Source organism: Microbacterium sp. AC145, from assembly GCF_979258505.1.
Genome location: NZ_OZ409859.1, coordinates 2,306,409 through 2,332,157, shown reverse-complemented (window position 1 = coordinate 2,332,157; position 25,749 = coordinate 2,306,409). Strand labels below are relative to the sequence as shown.

The window sequence follows — 25,749 nt, the reverse complement described above, 5'->3', positions numbered from 1 at the left end:
CCGTCCGGACCCGAAGACGTCTCCGGATCGCGCACAGCAGCGCTCGACAGGAAGGTCACACAATGCACCACACAGTCATGCGTCGGCGAGGGCTCCTCGCCGTATCCGGGGCGGCACTCGCCGCGCTGGTCCTCTCGGGGTGCGTCGCCAGCGAGCGCGGCGACGACGGCGCCGAGAGCTCGGGCGATGTCGACGGCACGTTCGTGTTCGCCGCGTCCTCCGACCCGGCCAGCCTCGACCCCGCGTTCGCGCAGGACGGCGAGAGCTTCCGCGTCTCGCGGCAGATCTTCGAGGGGCTCGTGGGCACGGAGCCCGGAACGGCCGACCCGGCGCCGCTGCTCGCCGAGTCGTGGGAGTCGTCGGAAGACGGCATGAGCCACACCTTCGCGCTGAAGGAGGACGTCACGTTCCACGACGGCACCCCGTTCAACGCCGAGGCCGTGTGCGCGAACTTCGACCGCTGGTACAACTGGACCGGCCTCGCGGCCTCCGAGGCCTTCGGCTACTACTACAACAAGCTCTTCAAGGGCTATGCCGACAACCCCACCGACGCCGTCTACAAGTCCTGCACGCCGGACGGTGACTACTCGGTCACGGTCGAGCTGAACAAGCCCTTCGCCGGCTTCATCGCCTCTCTCGCTGCCGTCGTTCGGCATGCAGAGCCCCTCTGCGCTGTCGGAGTTCGGAGCTGACGACGTGAGCGGCTCCGCCGAGGCCCCCGTGCTCTCCGAGTACGCGATGGGTCACCCCGTCGGCACCGGTCCCTTCCAGTTCGACGAGTGGGCGCCGGGCGAGCAGGTCACGCTCGCCGCATACGACGGATACTGGGGCGACGCAGGTCAGATCGACGAGATCATCTTCCGCACGATCGACGACCCCACCGCACGCCGCCAGGCTCTCGAGTCCGGCTCGATCGACGGGTACGACCTCGTCGGCCCGGCCGACACCCAGGCGCTCGAGGACGACGGCTTCACGATGGTGTCGCGCCCTCCGTTCACGATCCTCTACCTCGCGTTCAACCAGGCGATCCCCGAGTTGCAGGACCCCAAGGTGCGTGAGGCGCTGTCGTACGCGGTCGACAAGGACGCGCTGATCAGCCAGGTCCTGCCCGAGGGCACGGAGAAGGCGATCGAGTTCGTGCCCGACACGGTCAACGGATACAACCCGGATGTCACGACCTACGACTACGACCCCGAGAAGGCCAAGTCGCTGCTCGCCGAGGCCGGCTACACCGAGGCCAACCCGCTGAAGCTCGACTTCAACTACCCGGTCAACGTCTCGCGTCCGTACATGCCCGACCCCGAGCAGATCTTCACGGTCCTCTCGTCGCAGCTCGCCGAGGTCGGCGTCGAGACGACACCGGTCTCGGAGGAGTGGGTCGAGTACCTGGACCGCACCACCGGCACGGCTGACCACGGAATCCACCTGCTCGGCTGGACCGGCGACTACAACGACACCGACAACTTCGTCGGCGTCTTCTTCGGCCAGCAGAGCTCGGAGTGGGGCTTCGACAACGCCGAGCTGTTCGAGAAGCTGAACGAGGCGCGCGGCGTCTCGAGCCTGGAGGACCAGACGGCCCTCTACGAGGACATCAACGAGATGGTCGCTCAGTTCATCCCGGGTGTGCCGCTGGCTCACCCGGCGCCGACCCTGGCGTTCGACCCGCGTGTCGAGAGCTACCCCGCCAGCCCGGTGAACGACGAGGTCTTCACTGACATCGTCCTGACCGAGTAGGTCTGACCGACTGAGATGCCTCCCGGGTCCTCGCGCGCCGCGCGCGAGGACCCGGGACGGTGTCGCCTCTGATCAACGGAGACCTCTTGCTGCGCACCATCGGCAGACGACTGCTATTCCTCATTCCCACCCTGATCGGCCTCAGCATCCTGCTGTTCGCCTGGGTCAGGGCCCTGCCGGGCGGTCCCGCCGTGGCTCTTCTCGGTGAGAAGGCCACTCCGGACGCCATCGCCAGGGTCAACGAGCTCTACGGCTTCAACAAGCCGATCATCGAGCAGTACTTCATCTGGGTCGGCCGCCTGCTGCAGGGTGACTTCGGCACATCGATCCAGACCAACCGGCCCGTCACGGAAGAGTTCTTCCGCCGGTTCCCCGCGACGATCGAGCTGAGCGTCCTCGCGCTCATCTTCGCCGTCGGCATCGGCATCCCTCTCGGATACTGGGCGGCTCGCCGTCACGGTAAATTCACCGACCATGCGTCGGTGGTCCTGAGCCTGATCGGCATCACGATCCCGGTGTTCTTCCTCGCCTTCATCCTGAAGTACGTCTTCGCGGTGCAGCTGGGCTGGCTGCCGTCGGACGGCCGACAGAACCCGCGAATAGATGCCACGCATCCGACCGGCTTCTATGTATGGGACGGCATCATCACCGGCGAGTTCGACGCCTCGTGGGACGCGCTCATGCACCTCGTGCTGCCGGCGCTCGCGCTCGGCACCATCCCGCTCGCGATCATCGTCCGCATCACCAGGGCCAGCGTCCTGGAGGTTCAGAACGCGGATTATGTGCGCACCGGCCGGGCGAAGGGCGTCGGATCATCGACGCTGCGGAGCCGGTTCATCCTGCGCAACGCGATGCTGCCCGTGATCACGACCATCGGCCTTCAGACCGGGCTCCTGATCTCCGGGGCGGTGCTGACCGAGACCGTCTTCGCGTTCCCCGGCATCGGCTCCTTCCTCGCGAGGGCGATCTTCACACGGGACTTCCCGGTGCTGCAGGGGTTCATCATCTTCATCGCGATCGCCTATGCGCTGATCAACCTGGCGGTCGACGTGTCCTACAGCTTCATCGACCCGAGAGTGCGGGTGCAGTGATGTCCCGTCTCGTTCTCCGAAAGGGGGTGGCGTCATGACCATCTCGCTCCCACCCGCACAGGGCCCGTCGGCGGCGAGCGGCGAGCTCGTCGACACCGTCGCGGTCGGCCAGGCCGGCCTCAAAGAGGGGCCAGGCGGATTCTGGCACGACGTGTTCCGTCGCCTCCGCCGCAATCCCACCGCCTGGGTCGGTGCCGGAATCGTCCTGCTGTTCGTGCTCGTGTCGGTTCTCGCTCCGGTGCTGGCGCCGTACCCCGAGACGGCGCTGCCCGGCGCGAAGTACATCACGCCGACGCACATCCCCGGCCCCGGCGAGCTGCCGGAGTTCCCGCTGGGTCTCGACCGCTTCGGCGGCGACGTGCTCTCCAAGCTCATCTGGGGTGCGCAAGCATCGCTGCTGATCGGTGTCATCTCGACGGCGCTGGGACTGGTCGGAGGCATGATCCTCGGGCTGCTCGCCGGCACCTTCGGCGGCTGGGTCGACACGCTCATCATGCGCATCGTCGACATCATCCTCTCGGTGCCCAACCTGCTGCTGGCGGTCTCGATCGCCGCGATCCTGGGTCAGACACCGTTCGCGGTGATGATCGCGATCGGTGCGTCGCAGGTGCCGATCTTCGCGCGTCTGCTGCGGGCGTCGATGCTGCAGCAACGATCGAGCGACTACGTGCTCTCGGCGCAGACGCTGGGCCTCGGCCGTGGTCACATCACGATGTCGCACGTGCTGCCCAATGCCATCGGGCCCGTCATCGTGCAGGGCACGCTGACTCTCGCGACCGCCGTCATCGACGCGGCCGCGCTGTCGTTCCTCGGACTCGGCGGCGGGCGTCCCGAGACGGCCGAGTGGGGGCGCATGCTCACCTACGCCCAGGCTGAGCTGGCCATCGCGCCGTGGCTGGCATTCCTGCCCGGCATCTGCATCGCGGTCACCGCGCTCGGCTTCACCCTGTTCGGTGAGGCGCTGCGCGAGGCCATGGACCCGAGGACGAGAGCACGATGAACGCTGCGAAAGAGAATCGGAACCCGGACGCGCCGCTGCTGTCGGTCGAGGGACTCGCCGTCGACTTCGCCACGATGGACGGCGTCGTCCACGCGGTCGAGGGCGTCGATCTCGAGATCGCTCCGGGGCAGACCGTCGCGATCGTGGGGGAGTCCGGGTCGGGCAAGTCGACGACTGCGATGGCCATCATCGGGTTGCTCGCCGGAGGCGGGCGCGTGGCCGGCGGCAGCATCCGCCTCGATGGCAAGGACATCACCCGCGCCCCCGAGAGCGAGCTGCGCGCGATCCGCGGACGCGACATCGGACTCGTGCCGCAGGACCCGATGTCGAACCTGAACCCGGTCGCGAAGGTCGGCACCCAGGTCGCCGAGACCCTGCTCGCGCACGGACTCGCCACGAGGCAGAACGTGCACGAGAAGGTGGTCGAGGCGCTCACCGCCGCGGGCCTGCCGGATCCGGAGAAGCGTGCGAAGCAGTATCCGCACGAGTTCTCCGGCGGCATGCGCCAGCGCGCCCTGATCGCGATCGGTCTGGCGTGCAAGCCTCGTCTGCTGATCGCCGACGAGCCGACCAGCGCACTCGACGTCACGGTGCAGCAGACGATCCTCGATCAGATCGGTGCGATGACGCGGGAGCTCGGAACGGCCGTGTTGCTCATCACGCACGACCTGGGGCTCGCGGCCGAGCGCGCCGAGCGCGTCATCGTGATGCACCGCGGCAAGGTCGTCGAGCAGGGGCCTGCCAAGCAGATCCTCGAGGCGCCGCAGCACCCGTACACCCAGTCTCTGGTGAAGGCAGCGCCGTCGGTGGCGGCAGCACGACTGCGGCCCGAGGCCTTCCTGGTCGAGGAGCGTCCTGCTCAGCCGGTGGACACCGCGAATTCGTCGGATGCCGTGGCGACCGACGCCGCGCCCGCGTCCGCCGACAACATCGTCGAGATCGAGAACCTCACCAAGGTGTATCCGGTACGGGGGCAGAAGGAGGATTTCGTCGCGGTGAACGACGTCTCCCTCGCGATCCCTCGCGGTGAGACGGTCGCGATCGTGGGCGAGTCCGGTTCGGGCAAGACGACCACGGCGCGGATGCTGCTGAAGATCATCGAGCCGACCAGCGGACTGATCCGCTACGAGGGCAAGGACGTCGCCTCGCTCACCCGCGCCGAGACGCGGGACTTCCGGCAGAAGGTGCAGCCGATCTTCCAGGATCCGTACTCGAGCCTGAACCCGATGTTCACGATCGAACGCCTGATCTCGGAGCCGCTCGACTTCTACAAGCGGGGGAGCAGTGCCGACCGGCGCACGCGCGTCCGTCAGCTGCTCGACGACGTGGCCCTTCCGCAGTCGATGCTGCGTCGGTACCCGTCCGAACTGTCGGGTGGGCAACGGCAGCGCGTCGCTATCGCGCGGGCGCTCGCACTCTCACCCGAGCTGATCGTGTGCGACGAGCCCGTGTCGGCCCTGGACGTGCTGGTGCAGGACCAGATCCTGACGCTGCTCGGCGACCTGCAGCGGGAGTACGGGCTGAGCTACCTCTTCATCTCGCACGACCTCGCGGTCGTGCGCCTGATCAGCGATTACGTGTGCGTGATGAAGGACGGATCGCTCGTCGAGGCGGCGTCGTCGGAGGAGATCTTCACGAATCCGCGCGACCCGTACACGCGACGACTGCTGGCATCGATCCCCGGGAACGAACTCAACATCGCATCCTGACGACACGATTCCGACCTTCTTCGGGCGCCATTACCGCAGCGTCCGAAGAAGGTCAAGGATTGAACTTGCCATGTCGCGATATCCCGTCTATAGTTGGTAGTTGCGCTCACTTCTCCGTGCCCTCATATGGTGGTCGGCATCTCGTTGAGCATGTGAGCGCACACTCCACCTGACGACAAAGGAATCGAGAAGCCCTGCGGGGCTCACGGAGGTTATTCCCTTGGCTGCTGCTCCCAACGCATCCACATCCACCACCACCAAGAACGGACGCGGAGCATCCCGCCTCTCGTTCGCGAAGATCTCCGACACGCTGACGGTCCCCGACCTTCTCGCTCTGCAGACCGAGTCCTTCGGTTGGCTCGTCGGAAACGACGACTGGAAGGCCCGTGTCGCCGAGGCGAACGCCGCCGGCCGGACCGACGTCAACCAGGTCTCCGGGCTCGGTGAGATCTTCGAGGAGATCTCTCCGATCGAGGACCTCGGCGAGACGATGCAGCTCTCGTTCACGAACCCGTACCTCGAGCCGGAGAAGTACTCGATCGACGAGTGCAAGGAGCGTGGCAAGACGTACGCTGCTCCGCTGTACGTCGAGGCCGAGTTCATGAACCACCTCACGGGCGAGATCAAGACCCAGACGGTCTTCATGGGCGACTTCCCGCTGCAGACCGACAAGGGAACGTTCATCATCAACGGTTCCGAGCGCGTCGTCGTCTCGCAGCTGGTTCGTTCACCCGGTGTCTACTTCGACAAGACCCCCGACAAGACGTCCGACAAGGACATCGTCTCGGCGCGTGTCATCCCGAGCCGTGGCGCATGGCTCGAGTTCGAGATCGACAAGCGCGACCAGGTCGGCGTGCGCATCGACCGCAAGCGCAAGCAGTCCGTCACCGTCTTCCTCAAGGCGCTCGGTCTGACCAGCGAGCAGATCCTCGCCGAGTTCTCGGGCTTCCCCTCCATCGAGGAGACCCTGGCGAAGGACACCATCGTCACGAAGGAAGATGCGCTTCGCGACATCTACCGCAAGCTGCGTCCGGGCGAGCAGGTGGCCGCAGAGGCAGCCCGCGCGCTCCTCGACAACTTCTACTTCAACCCGAAGCGCTATGACCTCGCCAAGGTCGGTCGTTACAAGATCAACCACAAGCTGGGTCTCGACGCGCCGCTGACCGACTCGGTGCTGACCGTCGACGACATCGTCGCGACGATCAAGTACCTCGTCCGTCTGCACGCCGGTGTCGACACGTTCGACGGCATCCGCTCGGGCAAGCAGGCCGAGATCCGCATCGCGACCGATGACATCGACAACTTCGGCAACCGTCGCATCCGTGCGGTGGGCGAGCTCATCCAGAACCAGGTCCGCACCGGTCTCTCCCGCATGGAGCGCGTCGTTCGCGAGCGCATGACCACGCAGGACATCGAGGCGATCACGCCGCAGACCCTGATCAACGTGCGCCCCGTCGTCGCCGCGATCAAGGAGTTCTTCGGAACCTCGCAGCTGTCGCAGTTCATGGATCAGAACAACCCGCTCGCGGGTCTGACCAACAAGCGCCGTCTCTCGGCTCTCGGCCCCGGTGGTCTGAGCCGTGATCGCGCAGGTGTCGAGGTCCGTGACGTCCACCCGTCGCACTACGGCCGCATGTGCCCCATCGAGACTCCTGAAGGCCCGAACATCGGTCTGATCGGTGCTCTCGCGACCTTCGCGCGCATCAACTCGTTCGGTTTCATCGAGACCCCGTACCGCAAGGTCACGGGCGGCGTCGTCACCGAGGACATCGACTACCTGACGGCTTCCGAAGAGGTCGACTTCAACATCGCGCAGGCCAACGCCCCGCTCGACAAGAACGGTCGCTTCATCGAGAGCCACGTCCTGGCCCGCCCCAAGGGCGGCAGCGGCGAGGTCGACATGTTCCTCCCGGAGGACATCGGCTACATCGACGTCTCGCCGCGCCAGATGGTGTCGGTCGCGACCTCGCTCGTGCCGTTCCTCGAGCACGACGACGCACAGCGCGCCCTCATGGGTGCCAACATGCAGCGTCAGGCTGTGCCGCTGCTCCGCAGCGACTCGCCGCTCGTCGGAACCGGTATGGAGGGCTACACCGCCATCGACGCAGGTGACGTGCTCACCGCCGAGAAGGCCGGTGTCGTCACCGAGGTCTCTGCGGATCGCGTCACCGTCATGCTCGACGAGGGTGGAACGCAGGACTACCACCTGCGCAAGTTCGACCGCTCCAACCAGGGCACGTCGTACAACCAGAAGGTCGTCGTCAACGAGGGCGACCGCGTCGAGGTCGGAGAGGTCATCGCCGATGGTCCCGCCACCGAGAACGGCGAGCTCGCACTCGGTAAGAACCTCCTCGTCGCGTTCATGACGTGGGAAGGCTACAACTTCGAGGACGCGATCATCCTCAGCCAGGACCTGGTGAAGGACGACACCCTCTCCTCGATCCACATCGAGGAGTACGAGGTCGACGCCCGCGACACGAAGCTGGGCAAGGAGGAGATCACCCGTGACCTCCCCAACGTCAGCCCCGAGCTGCTGAAGGATCTCGACGAGCGCGGCATCATCCGCATCGGCGCCGAGGTCCGCCCCGGCGACATCCTCGTCGGCAAGGTCACGCCGAAGGGCGAGACCGAGCTGTCGGCGGAAGAGCGTCTGCTCCGCGCGATCTTCAACGAGAAGAGCCGCGAGGTCCGTGACACCTCTCTCAAGGTGCCCCACGGTGAGCAGGGCACGATCATCGCCGTCAAGGAGTTCAACGCCGAAGACGGCGACGACGAGCTCGGCTCGGGCGTCAACCGCCGCGTCGTGGTCTACATCGCCCAGAAGCGCAAGATCACCGAGGGTGACAAGCTCGCCGGTCGTCACGGCAACAAGGGTGTCATCGCGAAGATCCTCCCGATCGAGGACATGCCGTTCCTCGCGGACGGAACTCCGGTCGACATCGTGCTGAACCCGCTGGGTATCCCGGGTCGAATGAACTTCGGCCAGGTGCTCGAGACCCACCTCGGGTGGATCGCGAAGCAGGGCTGGAAGGTCGAGGGAACCCCGGAGTGGGCTACCAAGCTTCCGAAGGATGCCTTCGAAGCCGCCCCCGGCACCAAGGTCGCCACCCCCGTGTTCGACGGTGCGAGCGAGGAGGAGATCGCCGGTCTCCTCGACGCGACCATCCCGACGCGCGACGGCGTCCGTCTGATCGACTCCACCGGAAAGGCCCAGATGTTCGACGGCCGCTCCGGCGAGCCGTTCCCGGCGCCGATCTCGGTGGGCTACATGTACATCCTGAAGCTGCACCACCTGGTCGACGACAAGATCCACGCGCGTTCGACGGGTCCGTACTCGATGATCACCCAGCAGCCGCTCGGTGGTAAGGCGCAGTTCGGTGGCCAGCGATTCGGTGAGATGGAGGTGTGGGCCCTCGAGGCCTACGGCGCCGCATACGCGCTCCAGGAGCTCCTCACGATCAAGTCCGACGACATCCTCGGCCGCGTCAAGGTGTACGAGGCGATCGTCAAGGGCGAGAACATCCAGGAGCCCGGCATCCCCGAGTCCTTCAAGGTGCTCATGAAGGAGATGCAGTCGCTCTGCCTGAACGTCGAGGTCCTCTCGGCCGACGGCACGCTCGTCAACCTGCGTGACACCGACGACGAGGCCTTCCGTGCAGCGGAAGAGCTCGGCATCAACATCTCCAGCCGCTTCGAGGCCGCCTCGATCGACGAGATCTAACCCTTCGACAGGCTCAGGAACCCCTGGGTTGCTGAGCCTGTCGAAGCCCCCGATTTCTTCAGAAGAATTCCTACACAGGAGAATTTGTGCTCGAGTCAAACACTTTCGATGAGCTTCGCATCGGTCTCGCGACCGCGGATCACATCCGCGCCTGGTCGTACGGCGAGGTCAAGAAGCCTGAAACCATCAACTACCGCACCCTGAAGCCGGAGAAGGACGGTCTCTTCGGAGAGCAGATCTTCGGCCCGTCCCGCGACTGGGAGTGCGCCTGCGGAAAGTACAAGCGTGTCCGCTTCAAGGGCATCGTCTGCGAGCGCTGCGGCGTCGAGGTCACCAAGTCCTCGGTCCGTCGTGAGCGCATGGGTCACATCGAGCTCGCCGCTCCCGTCACCCACATCTGGTACTTCAAGGGTGTTCCCTCGCGTCTCGGCTACCTGCTCGACATGGCGCCGAAGGACCTCGAGAAGGTCATCTACTTCGCCGCCTACATGGTCATCTCGGTCGACGAGGATGCTCGTCACCGCGACCTGGGCACGCAGGAGAACAACATCCGTCTCGAGCTGAAGACGCTCGGAGACCGTCGCGACGCGAAGATCGCCGAGCGCCTGGCTCGCCTGGAGGAGGAGCTCGCTTCCCTCGAGGCGGAGGGCGCCAAGGCCGACGCGAAGAAGAAGGTCAAGGACGCCGCCGAGAAGGAGATGTCGCTCATCCGCAAGGGTGCCGACGAGGCGATCGCCAAGCTCGAGCGCGTGTGGGAAGACTTCCGCACCCTCGAGGTCGGTGCACTGCGCCCCGAGGACGACGTCTTCCACGAGCTGCAGGACCGCTTCGGTCAGTACTTCGAGGCCTACATGGGCGCCGAGTCGATCCAGCGTCGCCTCGCGGCGTTCGACCTGGCCGCCGAGGCCGAGAGCCTGCACCTGCAGATCTCCGAGGGCAAGGGTCAGCGCAAGATCCGCGCGATCAAGCGTCTGAAGGTCGTCAACTCGTTCCTGGAGACCGGCATGAGCCCGGCCGCCATGGTTCTCGACGTCGTTCCGGTGATCCCGCCGGAGCTGCGCCCGATGGTGCAGCTCGACGGTGGCCGCTTCGCGACCTCCGACCTCAACGACCTCTACCGTCGTGTGATCAACCGCAACAACCGTCTTCGTCGTCTGATCGACCTCGGTGCCCCCGAGATCATCGTCAACAACGAGAAGCGGATGCTGCAGGAGGCCGTCGACGCACTGTTCGACAACGGTCGCCGTGGTCGCCCGGTCACCGGTACCGGCAACCGCGCCCTGAAGTCCCTCAGCGACATGCTGAAGGGTAAGCAGGGTCGTTTCCGCCAGAACCTGCTCGGCAAGCGCGTCGACTACTCGGGCCGTTCGGTCATCATCGTCGGCCCGCAGCTGAAGCTGCACCAGTGCGGTCTGCCCAAGCAGATGGCTCTGGAGCTCTTCAAGCCGTTCGTGATCAAGCGCCTGATCGACCTCGGTCACTCGCAGAACATCAAGGCAGCCAAGCGCGCTGTCGAGCGCACCCGTCCCGAGGTCTGGGACGTGCTCGAGGAGATCATCCGCGAGCGTCCGGTGCTGCTCAACCGTGCACCCACCCTGCACCGTCTCGGCATCCAGGCCTTCGAGCCTCAGCTCGTCGAGGGCAAGGCCATCCAGCTGCACCCGCTCGTCTGCGCGGCGTTCAACGCCGACTTCGACGGTGACCAGATGGCTGTCCACCTGCCGCTGTCGGTCGAGGCCCAGGCCGAGGCCCGCGTGCTGATGCTCGCGTCGAACAACATCCTGAAGCCGTCCGACGGACGCCCGGTCACCCTGCCTTCGCAGGACATGATCATCGGTCTGCACCACCTGACCACGGTCAAGGCGGGCGCAGCCGGCGAGGGCCGTGCATTCGGTTCGGTGGGGGAGGCGATCCTGGCCAAGGACGAGGGCACCCTCGACCTGCAGGCCAAGGTCCGCATCCGCATCCCGGGTCTGACGTTCCTCGAGGGCGAAGCTCCCGAGGGCTACGAGCGTCACGGTCTGGTCGACGCGTCGCTCGGTCAGGCGATCTTCAACGACACGCTGCCCAAGGGATACCCGTTCGTCCGCGAGCAGGCTGACAAGAACAAGCTGTCGCAGATCGTCAACAAGCTGGCCGAGGAGTACCCCAAGGTCGAGACGGCTGCGTCGCTGGACCGCATCAAGGACGCCGGTTTCTACTGGGCCACGCGCTCGGGTGTCACCGTCGCCCTGAGCGACATCCTCACGCCGCCGAACAAGGCCGAGATCGTCGCGGGCTACGAGAAGCAGGCCGCGAAGGTCCAGTCCCAGTACGAGAAGGGCCTCACGACCGACGTCGAGCGTCGTCAGGAGCTCATCAAGATCTGGACCGAGGCGACCGACGAGGTCCAGGCCGCCATGAAGGCCAACTTCCCCGAGGACAACACCATCAACCGCATGGTGTCGTCGGGTGCTCGTGGTAACTGGCTGCAGATCCGGAACATCGCCGGTATGCGTGGTCTGGTGAACAACCCCAAGGGTGAGATCATCCCGCGTCCGATCATCTCCTCGTACCGCGAGGGTCTGTCGGTGGCGGAGTACTTCATCGCGACGCACGGTACCCGTAAGGGTCTGGCCGACACCGCTCTGCGTACCGCCGACTCGGGTTACCTGACCCGTCGTCTGGTGGACGTCTCGCAGGACGTCATCATCCGCGAAGAGGACTGCGGCACGTCGAAGGGCCTCGAGCTCCCGATCGCCGCTCCGAACTCGCAGGGTGAGCTGGTGCGCGACGCGAACGTCGAGAACTCGGTGTTCGCTCGTACCCTGGCCTCCGACGTGGTCGACAGCAAGGGCGAGGTCCTCGCCTCTGCCGGCGAAGACGTGGGCGACGTGCTCATCGACAAGCTGGTCGCGCTGGGCGTCGAGAGCATCAAGGTGCGCTCGGTCCTCACGTGTGACTCCGCGGTCGGTGTCTGCGCGCAGTGCTACGGCCGTTCGCTCGCGACGGGTAAGACCGTCGACATCGGCGAGGCCGTCGGCATCATCGCGGCCCAGTCGATCGGTGAGCCCGGTACCCAGCTGACGATGCGTACCTTCCACACCGGTGGTTCCGCGTCTGCAGATGACATCACGCAGGGTCTTCCCCGTGTGCAGGAGCTCTTCGAGGCTCGTACGCCGAAGGCCGCGTCGCCGATCGCCGAGGCCGATGGCCGCATCACGATCGACGAGACGGACAAGGCCAAGAGGCTCATCCTGACGCCCGACAACGGCGACGAGGAAGTGATCTACCCGGTCCTGAAGCGTGCGACGCTTCTGGTCGAGGACGGTCAGCACGTCAACGTCGGTCAGCCGCTCCTGGTCGGCACGCTCGACCCCAAGGAGGTCATGCGTGTCATGGGTGCCCGCGAGGTGCAGCGTTACCTCGTCGGCGGCGTCCAGGGCGTGTACCGCTCGCAGGGTGTGCCGATCCACGACAAGCACATCGAGGTCATCGTCCGTCAGATGCTCCGCAAGGTCACCGTCGTCGATCACGCCGACACGACCCTGCTCCCGGGTGAGATGGTCGACCTCAAGCGCTACCAGGCGATCAACCGCGAGGCTGTGGCAGAGGGCAAGCGTCCCGCGTCCGGCCGTTCGGAGCTGATGGGTATCACGAAGGCGTCGCTCGCGACCGAATCGTGGCTGTCGGCCGCCTCCTTCCAGGAGACGACCCGCGTGCTCACCGAGGCTGCGATGCAGGGCAAGCGCGACCCGCTGGTCGGTCTCAAGGAGAACGTCATCATCGGAAAGCTCATCCCCGCCGGAACCGGTCTCTCGAAGTACCGCGACGTCACGGTCGAGGCCACGGAAGAAGCCAAGAGCGAGCGCTACCCGAACCGGATCTTCGCATCCGACGGTGCGTACGCTGACGGTGACTTCGGTTACGTCGACTTCGACGCGTTCTCGACGGACGACATCACGCCGGGTACGTACAACTGATTGATTCAGCTCTGACGTACTGAGTGAGTGAGAAGGCCCCGGGCGATTCGCCCGGGGCCTTCTTCGTGTCCGGATGCCGCCGGCGCGGCGGCCTGTCTTGCGGGCACAACTTCGGAGACGGGTGGCGACGCGCCGTCGCGGGGCCCGTCAGTCCGGCGTGTTGTGCTCGTCATCCGAAGCTGTGCTCGGGTTCGGAGGCGCCGGGCTGGCAGCGGGAGACAGACAGAGGTGAACCGTTCAGTCGAAGAGGTGCGCCACGATGCTTGAGGTGTAGCCGTCCGGGGCCAGGTTCGAGTAACGCGTGTCGATCAGGACGTCGTCGCGCCAGAACAGGGTGCGGCCGTCGATCACGGGGTACTGCTCGTTCGGCCAGGTCTTCTCGCATCGGGTCCCGCCGTCGGGGGTGAAGCAGTTGAAGCCCTCGGTCGTGACGAGCGCGTTGAGCATGTCGAGCGCCGGTCCCCGGTTCATGAGGGAGATCGTCGTGACGAGGTTGGTGGTGTCGGCACGGGGATCGCGCCAGATGCACGTCAGAGTCCCGTCGTCGCCGACCCCTGAAGGGCCGACGCTCGCATCGTTGAGGGGGATGCCGTCGAGCTGCGCGAGCACATCCTCGGAGAGGATCGCCCGACAGTCCGTCGGCAACGCCACCGGGGTGGAGGTCGGAGTGGGGGAGGGCGTCGGATCGGATGTCTCCGATGCCGACTCGCTCGACGACGGTTGCGGTGAGGCGCTGTCGCCGCCATCGCCGTCGGCGCCCGATGGACCGCTGCCGCAGCCGGCGAGGAGCAGGGCGAGGGTGAGAGCGGCGGCTCCTGAGGCGAGACGGGCATTCATGCGCTCACGGTAGCGCTCCGATGCCGGATGTCGGCAGAGGCGGGCCGGATGTTGTTCGAGCTGCACGGCGAGTAGTGTCGGCTGGATGAGTGATGAAAGCGCGCCGAAGCAGCCGTCCGTCGTCGTCATCGGAGACGCTCTGATCGATGAGATCCGCGATGGCGCCGGAGTGAGGGAGCTCGTGGGTGGAGCCGCGCTCAACGTCGCGGTGGGGCTGAGGCGGCTCAGCCTGCCCACGACACTCGTCGCGATGGTCGGTGACGACGAGCCGGGCAGACACATCCGGCAGTACCTCTCCGATCACGATGTGCGGCTTATCGGCAGCACCGCGCCGCACGGATCCTCCCGTGCGATCGTGCAGCGCGGCTCGGACGGCGAACCGACGTACGTGTTCAACGAGGCGGCGCAGCGGCGCAGCATCCACTTCTCCGACGATGCGAAGGCGGCGATCGCGGAGGCCGGTCTCGTGGTGGTCAGCTGCTTCCCGTTCGACGTGCCGAGAGAGGTAGACGCGCTCATCGACGCGACCCGCGGCGCACACCTGGCCATCGATCCGAACCCACGAGCGGGGATGCTGACGGACCGCGAGGAGTTCGTGCGCGGGTTCGAGCGTCTCGTGCCCGACGCCGCCATCGTGAAGGTCGGCGCCGACGACGCGTCGCTGCTCTACGACGGCGACCTGGATGCTTTGCGGGCCCGTCTTCGCGCGACCGGCAGTGGTGCCGTGCTCGCCACGGCAGGGTCAGAGGGAGCGACCCTCGAGTCGGACGCAGGCGTCGTCACGGCGCCGATCTCGGCACTTCCCGGGCGGATCGTTGACACCGTCGGCGCCGGCGACGCGACGCTCGCCGCGGTCGCTGCCGGCCTCGTTCTCGACGACCCCAGTGGGCTCGACGCATGGCGCTCCCTGCTCGAACGGGCGATGGACGTGGCTGCGGCGACGTGCCGTGCCGAGGGCGGACTTCTGCGCACACCGGAGTCGCTGGCAGAGGCCGATCGCGGCGTCTACGGCAGTTGACGCCTCGATTTCTCGTGCCCGGCTCCGGCAGGTATGATTGACTCTCGTGCCCCCGGTTGGCTGTCGAAGTTGGACGGGTGCGCTCTGGCGAGTTACCCAAGCGGCCAAAGGGATCTGACTGTAAATCAGACTGCATTGCATTCGGGGGTTCGAATCCCTCACTCGCCACCACTTCGAAACCGCCCCTGACTAGGTGTTATCAACGCCAGGTCGGGGGTTTTTCGTGTTCATGCGGCGAGTTATGGCGATACGCCGCAGTCTCAGCGGTCCTTTGCCGATGCCGTAGGGTCGCGCGCGACCAAAGGAAGGCTACCTATCGCGAACAAAGCCATCCAGGTCAGGGAAGCCGCGCCGGCCCAAGCAATAGTTGCGACGTCCGAACCGGTCCAGGTTGCAAGCGTCCCCGTAGTGGCCGCCGCCGCCGTCCACTGGATTCCTGCATAGACGGACTGCTCCGCAAGCACAATGCGATACATATCGAGGACCGATGTGCCGGACAGGCGGTAAGCAGCGAGCTCGCTTCCTCGGGCGCGCAGCGCCGTGAGGCCCAGGAGGGCACCGATGGCACCTAGCGCGAGCGGCGTGAAACGCTCGGGGCGCTCGACGTAGTTGCCAACGATGTCGTAGGACTCCGCGACCTGTCGCACCACGAGGGGGGTACCTGCGGCGCTCAATGAGGAGGTGAACGCCACTGAGAGTCCGCGCGCGTCGGCGAACCGCTCCAGTTGAACGACACATGCGGGGGCAGTCGTCTGTTGTACGGACCTCGGGATGACGACGCCCGAGTTGATGTCGATGCCTGCGGGGCGAGCCTCAGCGCGCGTGTAGTTCCTTGGCCCATCGGCGAGTCCGGTGAGCCGTCCAGCGTCCGCAGCCTTCACCGAAGCACCGACTACCGCCTCGGAACCCGATAGTTCATGAATGAGGGTTGGACTCGCAGTGAAGACGAGGAGCGCCGCGCCCGCCTGGTCGATCCACGTGCGTCTGTCGGCGATCAGCACTCCAGACGCTTTCACACCGGACAGCTGGGACAACTGTTCGCAGCTCTCAGAATCTATCTCGACGAGGGAGCCCGGAGGGCCAGAGAGAATGACGACGTCTCGTCCGGCCACCTCCGCCTCAGCGATGTTATTGATTAGGCGCTGCCACTGATAGGTATGGAAGGCGACAGCTCCGGACCCGATGAGCACCGCGAAGAGGAGCATCGCAACCGACCTTCCCCCTGCGAAGAACGCGTTGAGCACGCCCTCGCGAATCGCTGCCTCTGAGCGCCATCGCAAAGGCTTCATGCTGTCACCATGTGGCGCATGTCGACGACGTCGTCGACCGCGCTCATGAGGATGGGGTCGTGGGTTGCGACGATGATCGTAGCTCGACGGCGGAGATCGTCGAGTATCTCCGCGACTCGCAAGGTGTTGTTCTCGTCGAGGTTCGCGGTCGGCTCGTCAGCCAGTATCAGCGGTCTCTCGGAACAGATTGCTCGAGCAAAACTGACCCGTTGTAACTCTCCGCCGGAGAGGTGGCGAGCCAGTCGTGGAGCAATATGCGACAGCCCCACCAGATCGAGGGCCGTTCGGGCTAGCGTGTGAGCTGATTCGAGCGTGTGCCCGCCTGCGAGTGCACCGATAGCGGCGTTGTCGAGGGCGGTTCGATTCGCGAGCGCGTTCGAACCTTGTGGGACCCACGCAGCGAGTTCTTCATGAGGGGCAGAGCGCTCCCCGGCGATGACGACCGTCACGTCACCTCTGTCGGGCATTGCGGTGCCGCCGAGAATGGATAGAAAGGTCGATTTGCCCGAGCCGGACGGGCCGACCAGCGCGGTCACACGTTCGCCACGAATGGTCAAGGACAAGTCGGTGAGTACAGCTTCTGAACCGTAGGACTTCGAAACGCCCGCGACTTCTATAAACACTCTTCCAGCTCCTGCCGAGGGAGCGAACTCGGGTTGCCCGAGATGACGAGGCCGATGAAATCAGGGTCGATCAGAGCAATTCCGACCTCTGTGCTTGATGTGACGCCAACCGGACGTGCATCGTGAGGGGCATCCGGCGGTTCTACGAAGACGCAGACGGTGCCGCCCGGCGAGGTGTACAGGGCAGTGCTTGGAACCGAGGCGAAAACTTGAGGTTCCCCGAACTGTAGGAAGATCTCACCGACGCTCGCGAAGCTGTCATCCCACGTGATCGCATTCGAGCTGAGAGTGCCTTCCGATATCTGTGACAGGAGGAATGCGTAGATCGCAGTCGTTTCAGATGCAGAGAGAACGATTCCATTCTCGAGATCGAAGGTTGCGTCCCCCGCTGCCAGCTCTATAGGTGCGGTTGCAAGAGTGCTCAGAGCCTCGGGAGCATCGGGGGCGACAAAGTAGCCACTGGAAGGTGTTGCAGATGCTTCCGCCAAGACATCGCCAACATCCACAGGATCACCGACTCTCAGGGAGACGGCACCGACATGCTGCGCGGAGTCCGGAATGTATACGACGTACGCCGGGCGGAAAACGCCGTCACGTTCGGCGAGGCCAGCCTTCTCCTGGAATCTGATTACTGCTGCACGAAACACGGGGCCGTAGACGTTGTCAGTCGCACTAAGCTCACCGCGGCTCACAAGAAAATCGCCGAGCGCAGCAACGAGGTCTCCCTTGTCTCCTTCGCGTAGATCGCGGTAGAGAGGCTGAGTGCCTCGAAACGCGTAGACATCGGCTCCGTCGACTCCGAAGACTGGTTTTCCCTGAAGGAGCGAATCGCCCGTCGCGACGTGGACGCTCGTGATGAGTCCAGCAGTACGTGAGGTGAGCCTCTCCGGCTCAGCGAACTCCATATGCAGTTCGACCGAGGTGCGGCCGGTAAGCTCGCGACTCCCAGCGGTAACGAAATCGGGCACTTCGAGTGACGTCGAACCATGTTCTGCAGTCGAAGCGAGTTGCATGGTGAACAAGAGGCCGGCTATCGGGAGCAACCAGGCGAAGGCAATCGGCATGCCAAAGGTGAGTCCTGTACGGAGCCGACTAGGGCTTCTCCTGTCAGTTCCCTGGGTTCGCGCATGCAATTAAGTCCATCCCCTCGGCCTCCAACTGCGTGAGCATCTCGTCCACGCTCCCCCCGGGCGTAATGCCGGCGTCGGTGAGGCACGCTCGCAATATCTCAGCTGTCGCTGACGTGTCCTCGTTTGCGACTTGATACGCAGCGTCCACTGGACCGAATAACTCGTTGTAGCACTTTTCCTCCACGCCATCACTTACTGCCTGAGCGGGCACAGCGTAGTTGAAGACTCCATTAGAGTCAGATGGGTCTTCGACAACGGTGTAGCCAGCATCGCTCAGGCATCCGACATACGACCTGTAGGAGGCTTCATACTCGTCGAAGGTGACTGTCCCGTCAGCCAGGGTCTCGGTCACTTGTTCCGAGAACTGCTCGGTAGGTGACGATGGGACGACGGCCTGCCCGCACCCGGTGAGCGCGAGCAGGCCGATCCCGGCAGCAAGTGTGAGGCGCTTGCTCACGTGCTGAAGGACGCGAGGCCACCCCATGAGGGTGCAGTGACCTTATGCTGAGCGCCACCGACAATATTGCCGGGGTTTGTCGTCGCGGCATTCGAGCCGTATTTCCAAGCCGTCCAGTATACGGGCGAGCCGCTATATAAGGTGTACGATGCGCGAACTCCGGAATCCCCGCAATTGCCGCCTGAACTATTCGGAGCCGATGTTTCTGCGGTCGAGGCTCCTCCGCTGTTACTGTAACCGGAAACAGTGCGGTTCGTGGAAGTGTTGCAGACGCCGCTGTAGGACCCGAGAGCCGACGCTGAAGTGGCTCCGGCAGCGACTAACGATAAAGCAAGTGCCGATGTGAGCACCGCTCCTGCTATTGCTTTTCTTGCTCTCATATTCATCTCCGTTGACAAATAATGCACGCGACGCGCGCTGATTCCGAGGAACGTAACATGCAACCCGGGCGCGGTACAGTTATTGGCTCCCGGATGGGGCTATACATTCTGGCATTCTGGCATTCGTTTTAGTTTCGGTGCGACGCGACGATCGCTCCACACGTACCAGCTGTGCTGCCCAGGGACGTCGGTCGAGATGTGAGCTGGCATCCCTTAGGTCGGTGCGCGTCATTCTCGGTCTTGGCGATCAAAGCGTCCGTGACGCCCCCGAATCATCGGGGGGCTTTCCGCGTCTCGAAGCTCGCAACGAGTTCCTGCACCGGGGTCAGATACCCATGGACATCGAGTCCATTCGAGCGCATACTCATGTTCACAGGACATGGCATAGCAAAGGAGCATCCCATGAGCGATTCGAACGAACCTGCTGAGCTCTTCTCCTCGCCGTCCGGACCCGACGGTGCGTCGATCACCGACTGGACGGATCTCGGGCGGGAGATGTGGGCGTATCTCACCGGACGCGGAGCGGCGGTGAACTACACCTTCGACGACATGACCGTCGAAGTGCCCCGCGACATCGGACCGGATGCGCCTCGGGCGACGTGGAAGTTCAACGGCACGTTGCGGGTGACGACGAGCGACAGCGCGTCGGACGACGCCCGCGCGGTCTAGCGAAGCGTTCGACCATGATCCGCCTCGACATCGATCTGCACGTCGAGCAGGTCGGCCCGGATGGCGACACCGCAGCAGGCTTCTCGGTCAAGGCTGCAGGCGACGAGGTGGTCGTCACGCTGGACGACGGCGCGGTCCCCCGAGGGATGAATCGCCACGACCTCGCATCTCTCGTGCCCCTCGCCGACGGCCTCGCACGGCGTGGCATCCGCCTCCGTGTGGAGGGCTCGAAGGGAACTCTCGTCGAGCTGGGGAACGTGAGATCCGGGCCCATCGGACGGATGGTCGCCGGGTCTCCGCACATCAGGCTCGGGCATCTGGCCACACTCCTGTCCGAGATGCAGCATGCGGGTCGTGGCAGCGGCATCCGTCTCCCGGCGCCTCCGCCGACGCCGTTCCCTCTCATCCCCACCATCGTCAGGGGCGTTCGTCGGCGGGTGACGACGACTCACTACATTCCCGGCTCGGGCCGCCCTCGGCTGATCTTCGCCGTCGGTTCGGGCGATTGGGACCGGAGCAGGCCGCGAGAGTTCGACCTGCTCCCGGGGCGAACCGTGATCGGTTCAGGGCCCGACGCCGATCTGCGCCTCGAGGGACTGGAGGCTCGGCACGCCGAGATCCGGCACAACGCGGATGACGAGTACGTCCTCTACTCCTTCGCCCCCACCGGTGGGGGACGCCCGAATCTTCCGCACAGCTCCGACGACGCGAGGATCCTTCGCACCGGCTCGCGGATCGAGATCGGGTCCTGGCGACTCGCTTACTACCGCGAGGAGTTCGCCGACCACGGCCGTCCGTTCGGCGGGCGTCAGGGCGGGGAGTACGAGTTCCAGAAGCAGCAGCCGATCCGCCCCTACGGATCAGGCGAGCTCGGCTGACGGATCCGCCTCTGAAGCTGCCGACACCTCACTGACCCGCGCTCGCGAGCCCTTGCGCGCCCGTCGCCCGAGGCTCTCTCCGTCTCGGCGCGACGAGGAGACGGAAGAGGGCAGGATGGATCCTGCATGTGGATCAGGTCGAGGGGGAGCCGTGGATGATGAGGAGTGGGGTGCGCTCCGCCGAGGGATGCGCAGTGCGCTGATCTACTACACCTGCCTGTTGCCGCTCGGCGCGGTGGGTGCGATCTTCTTCCTGATCGCCGGGAGTGTGACGGTCGACTCGCACGATGAGCTCCGCCACTCGACCTTCGGATGGCCGTTCGGCTGGGTCACCCAGGACCTCTCGCGGTACGAGCCCGCCGACTACCCCGCGAAGATCGAGTTCGAGTACCAGCGGGCCTGGCATGATCCGATCGACACGACGTACGACCTGTGGCTCTTCGCGGCGAACAGCGCGATCGTGGCAGCGATCCTGACCGCCTTGCTGTTGATCGGCCTCGGTGTCCTTCGAGCGCGACGGGCTCTGCGGGAGTAGCCGAGCGCGTCAGGGCAGGATCTCTACTTCCACGAAGGGATGGTGGCAGTCGGCGGTCATGCCGGCGCCCTCGCAATCGCGATCCGGTACGAGCATCAGCATCGCCGCTCCGGAGAGGCTCGGTGGCAGATCGACCGAGACCGTGGTCTCGCCGATCTCGAAGCGGGTGCCGGTCGTCGTGTCGCCGTCCGCAGTACGGACGATGAGTTCTCCCGCCCACTGCTCGTCGACGGGGCAATCGACCGGGGCGATCGACACGTCCATTTCGTCGCCGGCGCGCGGTCGCGCATCGTCGGTCGTGAGCATCGCCGCGACTTCCTCGCACGCACTCGCGGCAGGAGGCGCCTCGGGCGCAGGCGTGCCCGACGGGGCGCAGCCCACGAGGCCGGTACCGAGCAAGAGCCCTGTCATGAGCAGCGTCGGAACGGCATGGCTCACGGAGATCCTCATGACTGTCAGTGTCATGAGCCACGTGATCGTCTCAGAAGTCGGAGTGCAGCCGCAGCCTCGAGGCGACCTCGGCGGCCTGCTCCTGAGGTGTGAGCGCGATGTCGATGACGATGTGCTTCTCGTCCTCGCCGAGCTGCTCGAGCGTCGCGAACTGCGAATCGAGCAGCGTCGCCGGCATGAAATGCCCCTGTCGGCGCAGCATCCGATCGAGGATGAGCTCGCGCTCGCCCGCGAAGTGCACGAACGTGACGGCGTCGCGGCGGAGCACGTCGCGGTAGCTGCGCTTCAAAGCGGAGCAGGTCACGATCCCGGGCTCGCCGGCGGCGATGCGCTCGTCGATCCACTCCGCGATGCGGTCGAGCCAGGGCCAGCGGTCGTCATCGTTCAGGGCGTGCCCCGCAGCCATCTTGGCGACGTTCGCCTCAGGATGCAGGTCGTCGCCCTCTTCGAAGCTCCATCCCAGGCGGCCGGCGAGCATCGCGGCGATCGTGGACTTGCCGGTGCTGGCGACGCCCATGAAGACCAGGACGGGTGCGGTGGTGGTCATCATCACAGCCTCACACGAAGATGCTCAGGATGAGGACACCGGCGAGACCGGTGACGGAGATGAGGCATTCGAGCACGGTCCATGACTTCAGCGTCTGCGGGATGCTCAGGCCGAAGTACTCCTTGATGAGCCAGAAGCCCGCGTCGTTGACGTGCGAGAGGAAGACCGATCCCGATCCGATCGCGAGCACCAGCAACGCGACCATGGGGGAGTCGAGGGTCTCGGTGAGCGGCTGAAGGATTCCTGCTGCGGTGATCGTGGCCACGGTCGCCGATCCCGTCGCGATGCGGATCACGACGGCGACGAGCCACGCGAGCACGAGTACGGAGACGGACGAGCCTGCGACGAACTCGGCGATGACCCCGCCGATCCCGGTGTCCACGAGCACCTGCTTGAATCCGCCGCCGGCGCCCACGATCAGCAGGATCCCGGCGATCGGGCCGAGCGACGAGCCCACGATGTCGTTGATCTTCGTGCGGTCGAAGCCGGCACCTCGACCGAGGATGAAGAAGCCTGCGAGCACGGCGATGAGCAGCGCGATGACGGGGGTGCCGAGGAAGTCGAGAGCGAGCTTCCACGGGGCGTCCGATCCCGCGGCGGTGATGTCGGCGATCGCCTTGGCGAGCATCAGGAAGACGGGAAGAAGGATGCTGATGAGGGTTGCGATGAACGACGGGCGACGCTTCTGCTCCTCGCCCTCGTCCTCCTCCGTCACGAAGAGCTCGGGAACGGGGACGTCGACCCAGCGTGCGGCGAAGCGGGCGAACAGAGGCCCTGAGATGATCACTGCGGGAATGGCCACGATGACGCCGAAGGCGAGCGTGAGACCGAGGTTCGCCCCGAGGGCGTCGATCGCAGCCAGCGGTCCAGGGTGCGGAGGGACGAGTCCGTGCATCGCCGAGAGTCCTGCGAGAGTGGGGATCGCGATGCGCATGAGCGGCTGGCCGGCGCGGCGGGCCACGAGGATGATGACGGGCACGAGGAGCACGAGGCCGACCTCGAAGAACATCGGGAGACCGATGACGGCGCCGATGAGTCCCATGACCCAGGGCAGCGAGCGGGCGCTCGCCCGGCTCACGAGGGTGTCGACGATGCGGTCGGCTCCGCCGGAGTCTGCCAGGAGCTTGCCGTAGATCGCGCCGAGTGCGATCAGGATGCCGACGCCTCCCATGGTCGATCCGAACCCGGCGGAGAAGCTCGTGACCGAGGCGCCGATGTCCATGCCGGCGATCGCGCCGGTCGCGAGCGCGCCGATCGTGAGCGAGAGGAACGGGTGCAGTTTGACCCAGGTGATGAGGACGATGATCACCGCGATGCCGATGACGGCGGCAGCGATCAGCTGACCGGCGGGGCGGTCGACGGTGGCGACGGTGTCGGTTGCTGCGTTCACGAGCGAGGACGCGGCGGGGGTGAAGAGTGCCATGAGCTTCCTTGATCCAGGCGGTGGTTCTGCCTTATGTCCTACATAATAAGCACGACACCCAAGACATGCGCAACATAACATCGTCGAGCTTGTGTGAAGTACCACGAGTTCCTACGCCTGCGGGCATACTCGAGATATGAATGCTTCCAAGCTCGCAGGCAGCGTGCACGAGTCTCTCGTCGACGAGCTCGGCCGCGCGATCGTGGATGGTCGGCATCGGCCGGGCTCGCGGATGCTGACGGTCGAGCTCGCGCTGGAGCGCGGCGTCTCCCGCTCCGCCGCCCGCGAAGCCGTGCGCGTGCTGGAGTCGTTCGGGCTGGTGTGGGTGCGGCGCAAGTCCGGTGTCGAGGTTCGCCCACGCTCGGACTGGAATGTCTATGCGCCGGAGGTGATCGCATGGCGTCTGGCTGGGCCCGGCCGCGATGAACAGCTTCGTGAGCTCAGCCAGCTGCGCTCGGTCATCGAGCCTCTCGCGGCGCAGCTCGCGGCCGGAGCCGCCTCGTCGGAACAGAAGGTCGAGCTCGTCTCTCTCGTCGTCGAGATGGCGCAGGAAGACCACGAGGCCGATCGCGAGCGTTACCTGATCGCCGACGTCAGATTCCACCGTCTTCTGCTCGATGCATCCGGCAACGGGATGCTCGCCGCGCTGGGTGGCACGGTCGAGGCGGTGCTTCGTGGGCGCACCGTTCACGATCTCATGCCACACGTCGCGAATCAGAGTGCCGTGCAGTGGCATCGAGACGTCGCCTTCGCGGTGGCCAGCGGCGACGGTGCAGCTGCCGCGTCGGCGATGCGCAACATCGTCTCCGAGGCGGATGAAGCCATGCAGCGCGCTGCTCACTGACGGCAGTCGGCCCGCGCGTCCGGGGCAACCGCTGGCGCTGGCGCGAGCCGCGTGGGCCAAGCCGTTCATAGACTGGAGAGATGCGAGCTCTCACCGAAGCGGAAGTCCGTGCGTCCTTCGTGAACGCGGATGCCGACGAACTGCGGATCATGGAGATGCCGCACGACTTCGTGCTGACCGACTGGGACTACCTCGACTTCTTCGCGTGGCGAGACCCGGGAGCCGGGCGTCGCGGGTACGTGGTGGTGCAGCACGAGGGCCGAATCTCGGGGGTCGTGCTGCGTGCTTCCGATCCCGGGCGAGGGCGGTCGGGCATGTGCAACATCTGCCACACCATGCAGCCGGGAAACCAGGTGGCGCTGTTCGGCGCCCGCAGAGTCGGCGAGGCTGGCGCACGAGGCGACTCCGTCGGCACATACATGTGCGCCGATCTGTCGTGCCACGAGAACGTGCGGCTCGCGCATCCGCTCGCCCCCAACGAGATCCGCACCCCCGGGCAGGTGGACTTCCGCCTGGACGGAACCCGCAGGCGCATGGAGACGTTCGTCGGCCGGGTGTGCGCGGCCCCTGATCCCGACTAGCCTGAGGGACTACGCCCAGCGCTCGAAGGAGAAGCCATGAGTGATGTCATCCTGTTCGGTGTCGAAGACGGGATGGCGCGACTCACGCTCAACCGTCCGGCGCGTCTCAACGCCTTCAACGCCGAACTCGCACACACGTGGCGAGACGTGACGCACGAGGCGACGTCGCGGGCCGACGTCAAGGCGATTCTGATCGATGCCGCGGGTCCCGCGTTCTGCGCAGGCGGCGACGTCATCGACATGGCGACCACCATGGGGTCCGGCGCCGAGATCACAGCGCTCGCCGAAGTGATCAACACCGGCATCCGCTCGCTCACCGAGTCGTCGGTGCCGGTGGTCGCCGCAGCCCACGGCACGACCGCCGGTGGTGGTCTCGGCATCCTGCTCAGTAGTGATTACGCCGTCGTGGGGGCTCGTTCGCGCCTCGGCAGCCTGTACGCGAACATCGGGTTGACCCCTGATCTCTCCGTTTCTGCACAGCTTGCGCGCGCGGTGGGCCAGCGCCGCGCGCTGCAGCTGGTGCTTCAGGACCGTCTGCTCACCGCCGACGAGGCCATCGAGTGGGGGCTCGTCGCCGAAGCCGTCGCCGGGGCGGATGCCGCCGACGAGGCGGGCCTCGTGCGTTCGCGCGCCGAAGAGATCGCCCGGTTCTGGCTGGCCGGCGCGGCCGACGCCTACGGCCAGGCGAAACGTCTCGTGAGATCGCAACCGGAGAGGACCTTCGTCGAGCAGCTCAGCGAGGAAGCGCGTTCCATCGGAGCATCGCTGGAGACCCCCGACGCGCAGGCGCGGATCGCCGCGTTCGCGACGTCAGCGGCTCGCGCGGGGCGCTGACCCGCACAGCTCGGCCCGCTGTCGAACGAGCTCGCGC

At 65.6% G+C, this 25,749-nt stretch carries 20 protein-coding genes, 1 tRNA gene and 1 pseudogene; 14 read left to right on the top strand and 8 right to left on the bottom strand.

The features are described from left to right. Window positions 1-62 precede the first annotated feature (62 nt). The 6 genes and pseudogenes from ACZZZN_RS11305 (at window position 63) to rpoC (ending at window position 13,217) form a co-directional block, all read left to right on the top strand. A pseudogene (locus ACZZZN_RS11305) lies at window positions 63-1,734 on the top strand (ABC transporter substrate-binding protein). Between the two features lie 86 nt (window positions 1,735-1,820). Continuing rightward, the gene (locus tag ACZZZN_RS11300) at window positions 1,821-2,825 is read left to right on the top strand and encodes an ABC transporter permease (RefSeq protein WP_463506588.1); all 1,005 of its coding nucleotides are present in this window, start codon (window positions 1,821-1,823) and stop codon (window positions 2,823-2,825) included. Between the two features lie 34 nt (window positions 2,826-2,859). Beyond that, entirely contained in the window at window positions 2,860-3,825 is a 966-nt protein-coding gene (locus ACZZZN_RS11295; RefSeq protein ID WP_463505241.1) for an ABC transporter permease, read from the top strand. Then, window positions 3,822-5,534 (top strand): ABC transporter ATP-binding protein, encoded by a 1,713-nt coding sequence (locus ACZZZN_RS11290; RefSeq protein ID WP_463505240.1) that lies wholly within the window; start codon window positions 3,822-3,824, stop codon window positions 5,532-5,534. Before ACZZZN_RS11295 ends, ACZZZN_RS11290 begins: the two co-directional genes overlap by 4 nt. 220 nt (window positions 5,535-5,754) lie before the next feature. Next, window positions 5,755-9,255, top strand: a complete 3,501-nt coding sequence (gene rpoB, locus ACZZZN_RS11285) for a DNA-directed RNA polymerase subunit beta (RefSeq protein WP_463505239.1) — start codon at window positions 5,755-5,757, stop codon at window positions 9,253-9,255. Between the two features lie 86 nt (window positions 9,256-9,341). Next, window positions 9,342-13,217, top strand: a complete 3,876-nt coding sequence (gene rpoC, locus ACZZZN_RS11280; protein ID WP_463505238.1) for a DNA-directed RNA polymerase subunit beta' — start codon at window positions 9,342-9,344, stop codon at window positions 13,215-13,217. Window positions 13,218-13,454: 237 nt separating this feature from the next. Here rpoC and ACZZZN_RS11275 read toward each other — a convergent pair whose 3' ends face one another. After that, a complete protein-coding gene (locus ACZZZN_RS11275) occupies window positions 13,455-14,054 on the bottom strand; it encodes a hypothetical protein (protein WP_463505237.1) in 600 nt (199 codons plus the stop codon). Between the two features lie 85 nt (window positions 14,055-14,139). Here ACZZZN_RS11275 and ACZZZN_RS11270 point away from each other — a divergent pair, with 85 nt between their 5' ends. Both ACZZZN_RS11270 and ACZZZN_RS11265 read left to right on the top strand, forming a co-directional pair. Then, window positions 14,140-15,072: a PfkB family carbohydrate kinase gene (locus tag ACZZZN_RS11270; RefSeq protein ID WP_463505236.1), complete on the top strand. Its 933-nt coding sequence runs from the start codon at window positions 14,140-14,142 to the stop codon at window positions 15,070-15,072. A gap of 86 nt (window positions 15,073-15,158) precedes the next feature. Next, window positions 15,159-15,243: transfer RNA gene (locus ACZZZN_RS11265), tRNA-Tyr, on the top strand. 89 nt (window positions 15,244-15,332) lie between these two features. On the opposite strand, the gene ACZZZN_RS11260 is transcribed toward ACZZZN_RS11265, so the two are convergent. Genes ACZZZN_RS11260 through ACZZZN_RS11245 form a run of 4 tightly spaced genes read right to left on the bottom strand, consistent with a single transcriptional unit; the run spans window position 15,333 to window position 18,571 of the window. Then, the gene (locus tag ACZZZN_RS11260; protein ID WP_463505235.1) at window positions 15,333-16,361 is read right to left on the bottom strand and encodes a hypothetical protein; all 1,029 of its coding nucleotides are present in this window, start codon (window positions 16,359-16,361) and stop codon (window positions 15,333-15,335) included. Then, on the bottom strand, window positions 16,358-16,984 hold the full coding sequence (locus tag ACZZZN_RS11255; RefSeq protein ID WP_463505234.1) for an ABC transporter ATP-binding protein: 627 nt from the start codon (window positions 16,982-16,984) through the stop codon (window positions 16,358-16,360). Before ACZZZN_RS11255 ends, ACZZZN_RS11260 begins: the two co-directional genes overlap by 4 nt. After that, entirely contained in the window at window positions 16,975-18,048 is a 1,074-nt protein-coding gene (locus ACZZZN_RS11250) for a peptidoglycan-binding domain-containing protein (protein ID WP_463505233.1), read from the bottom strand. Before ACZZZN_RS11250 ends, ACZZZN_RS11255 begins: the two co-directional genes overlap by 10 nt. A 43-nt stretch (window positions 18,049-18,091) precedes the next feature. Continuing rightward, on the bottom strand, window positions 18,092-18,571 hold the full coding sequence (locus tag ACZZZN_RS11245; protein ID WP_463505232.1) for a hypothetical protein: 480 nt from the start codon (window positions 18,569-18,571) through the stop codon (window positions 18,092-18,094). A 782-nt stretch (window positions 18,572-19,353) separates the two neighbouring features. Between ACZZZN_RS11245 and ACZZZN_RS11240 the strand changes: the two genes are divergently transcribed. From ACZZZN_RS11240 to ACZZZN_RS11230, 3 genes are all read left to right on the top strand, one after another. Beyond that, window positions 19,354-19,620, top strand: a complete 267-nt coding sequence (locus ACZZZN_RS11240) for a hypothetical protein (RefSeq protein WP_463505231.1) — start codon at window positions 19,354-19,356, stop codon at window positions 19,618-19,620. A gap of 14 nt (window positions 19,621-19,634) precedes the next feature. Continuing rightward, a complete protein-coding gene (locus ACZZZN_RS11235) occupies window positions 19,635-20,498 on the top strand; it encodes an FHA domain-containing protein (RefSeq protein ID WP_463505230.1) in 864 nt (287 codons plus the stop codon). Between the two features lie 151 nt (window positions 20,499-20,649). Further along, the gene (locus tag ACZZZN_RS11230; RefSeq protein ID WP_463505229.1) at window positions 20,650-21,033 is read left to right on the top strand and encodes a hypothetical protein; all 384 of its coding nucleotides are present in this window, start codon (window positions 20,650-20,652) and stop codon (window positions 21,031-21,033) included. 9 nt (window positions 21,034-21,042) lie between these two features. Here the strand turns inward: ACZZZN_RS11230 and ACZZZN_RS11225 are convergent, their stop codons facing one another. Genes ACZZZN_RS11225 through ACZZZN_RS11215 form a run of 3 tightly spaced genes read right to left on the bottom strand, consistent with a single transcriptional unit; the run spans window position 21,043 to window position 23,453 of the window. After that, on the bottom strand, window positions 21,043-21,483 hold the full coding sequence (locus tag ACZZZN_RS11225; RefSeq protein ID WP_463505228.1) for a hypothetical protein: 441 nt from the start codon (window positions 21,481-21,483) through the stop codon (window positions 21,043-21,045). 31 nt (window positions 21,484-21,514) lie between these two features. Then, window positions 21,515-22,030, bottom strand: coding sequence for a gluconokinase (locus tag ACZZZN_RS11220; RefSeq protein WP_463505227.1), 516 nt, complete (start codon window positions 22,028-22,030; stop codon window positions 21,515-21,517). A 10-nt stretch (window positions 22,031-22,040) separates the two neighbouring features. After that, window positions 22,041-23,453, bottom strand: coding sequence for a GntP family permease (locus ACZZZN_RS11215; RefSeq protein WP_463505226.1), 1,413 nt, complete (start codon window positions 23,451-23,453; stop codon window positions 22,041-22,043). Window positions 23,454-23,589: 136 nt separating this feature from the next. On the opposite strand from ACZZZN_RS11215, the gene ACZZZN_RS11210 reads away from it, so the two are divergent. The 3 genes from ACZZZN_RS11210 to ACZZZN_RS11200 all read left to right on the top strand — a co-directional run bounded on the left by ACZZZN_RS11210 (window position 23,590) and on the right by ACZZZN_RS11200 (window position 25,712). Further along, complete coding sequence (locus tag ACZZZN_RS11210) at window positions 23,590-24,297, top strand: FadR/GntR family transcriptional regulator (RefSeq protein ID WP_463505225.1); 708 nt, start codon at window positions 23,590-23,592, stop codon at window positions 24,295-24,297. Between the two features lie 80 nt (window positions 24,298-24,377). Further along, entirely contained in the window at window positions 24,378-24,878 is a 501-nt protein-coding gene (locus tag ACZZZN_RS11205) for an FBP domain-containing protein (protein ID WP_463505224.1), read from the top strand. A gap of 36 nt (window positions 24,879-24,914) precedes the next feature. Next, window positions 24,915-25,712, top strand: a complete 798-nt coding sequence (locus ACZZZN_RS11200) for an enoyl-CoA hydratase/isomerase family protein (RefSeq protein WP_463505223.1) — start codon at window positions 24,915-24,917, stop codon at window positions 25,710-25,712. The last annotated feature ends 37 nt before the right edge of the window (window positions 25,713-25,749 follow it).

Coding starts and splice junctions, on each gene's coding strand:
- ACZZZN_RS11295 (WP_463505241.1), top strand. CDS start 2,860: ATGACCATCTCGCTCCCACCCGCACAGGGCCCGTCGGCGGCGAGCGGC.
- ACZZZN_RS11290 (WP_463505240.1), top strand. CDS start 3,822: ATGAACGCTGCGAAAGAGAATCGGAACCCGGACGCGCCGCTGCTGTCG.
- ACZZZN_RS11275 (WP_463505237.1), bottom strand. CDS start 14,054: ATGAATGCCCGTCTCGCCTCAGGAGCCGCCGCTCTCACCCTCGCCCTG.
- ACZZZN_RS11270 (WP_463505236.1), top strand. CDS start 14,140: ATGAGTGATGAAAGCGCGCCGAAGCAGCCGTCCGTCGTCGTCATCGGA.
- ACZZZN_RS11260 (WP_463505235.1), bottom strand. CDS start 16,361: ATGAAGCCTTTGCGATGGCGCTCAGAGGCAGCGATTCGCGAGGGCGTG.
- ACZZZN_RS11250 (WP_463505233.1), bottom strand. CDS start 18,048: ATGCCGATTGCCTTCGCCTGGTTGCTCCCGATAGCCGGCCTCTTGTTC.
- ACZZZN_RS11240 (WP_463505231.1), top strand. CDS start 19,354: ATGAGCGATTCGAACGAACCTGCTGAGCTCTTCTCCTCGCCGTCCGGA.
- ACZZZN_RS11235 (WP_463505230.1), top strand. CDS start 19,635: ATGATCCGCCTCGACATCGATCTGCACGTCGAGCAGGTCGGCCCGGAT.
- ACZZZN_RS11225 (WP_463505228.1), bottom strand. CDS start 21,483: ATGAGGATCTCCGTGAGCCATGCCGTTCCGACGCTGCTCATGACAGGG.
- ACZZZN_RS11220 (WP_463505227.1), bottom strand. CDS start 22,030: ATGACCACCACCGCACCCGTCCTGGTCTTCATGGGCGTCGCCAGCACC.
- ACZZZN_RS11215 (WP_463505226.1), bottom strand. CDS start 23,453: ATGGCACTCTTCACCCCCGCCGCGTCCTCGCTCGTGAACGCAGCAACC.
- ACZZZN_RS11210 (WP_463505225.1), top strand. CDS start 23,590: ATGAATGCTTCCAAGCTCGCAGGCAGCGTGCACGAGTCTCTCGTCGAC.
- ACZZZN_RS11205 (WP_463505224.1), top strand. CDS start 24,378: ATGCGAGCTCTCACCGAAGCGGAAGTCCGTGCGTCCTTCGTGAACGCG.
- ACZZZN_RS11200 (WP_463505223.1), top strand. CDS start 24,915: ATGAGTGATGTCATCCTGTTCGGTGTCGAAGACGGGATGGCGCGACTC.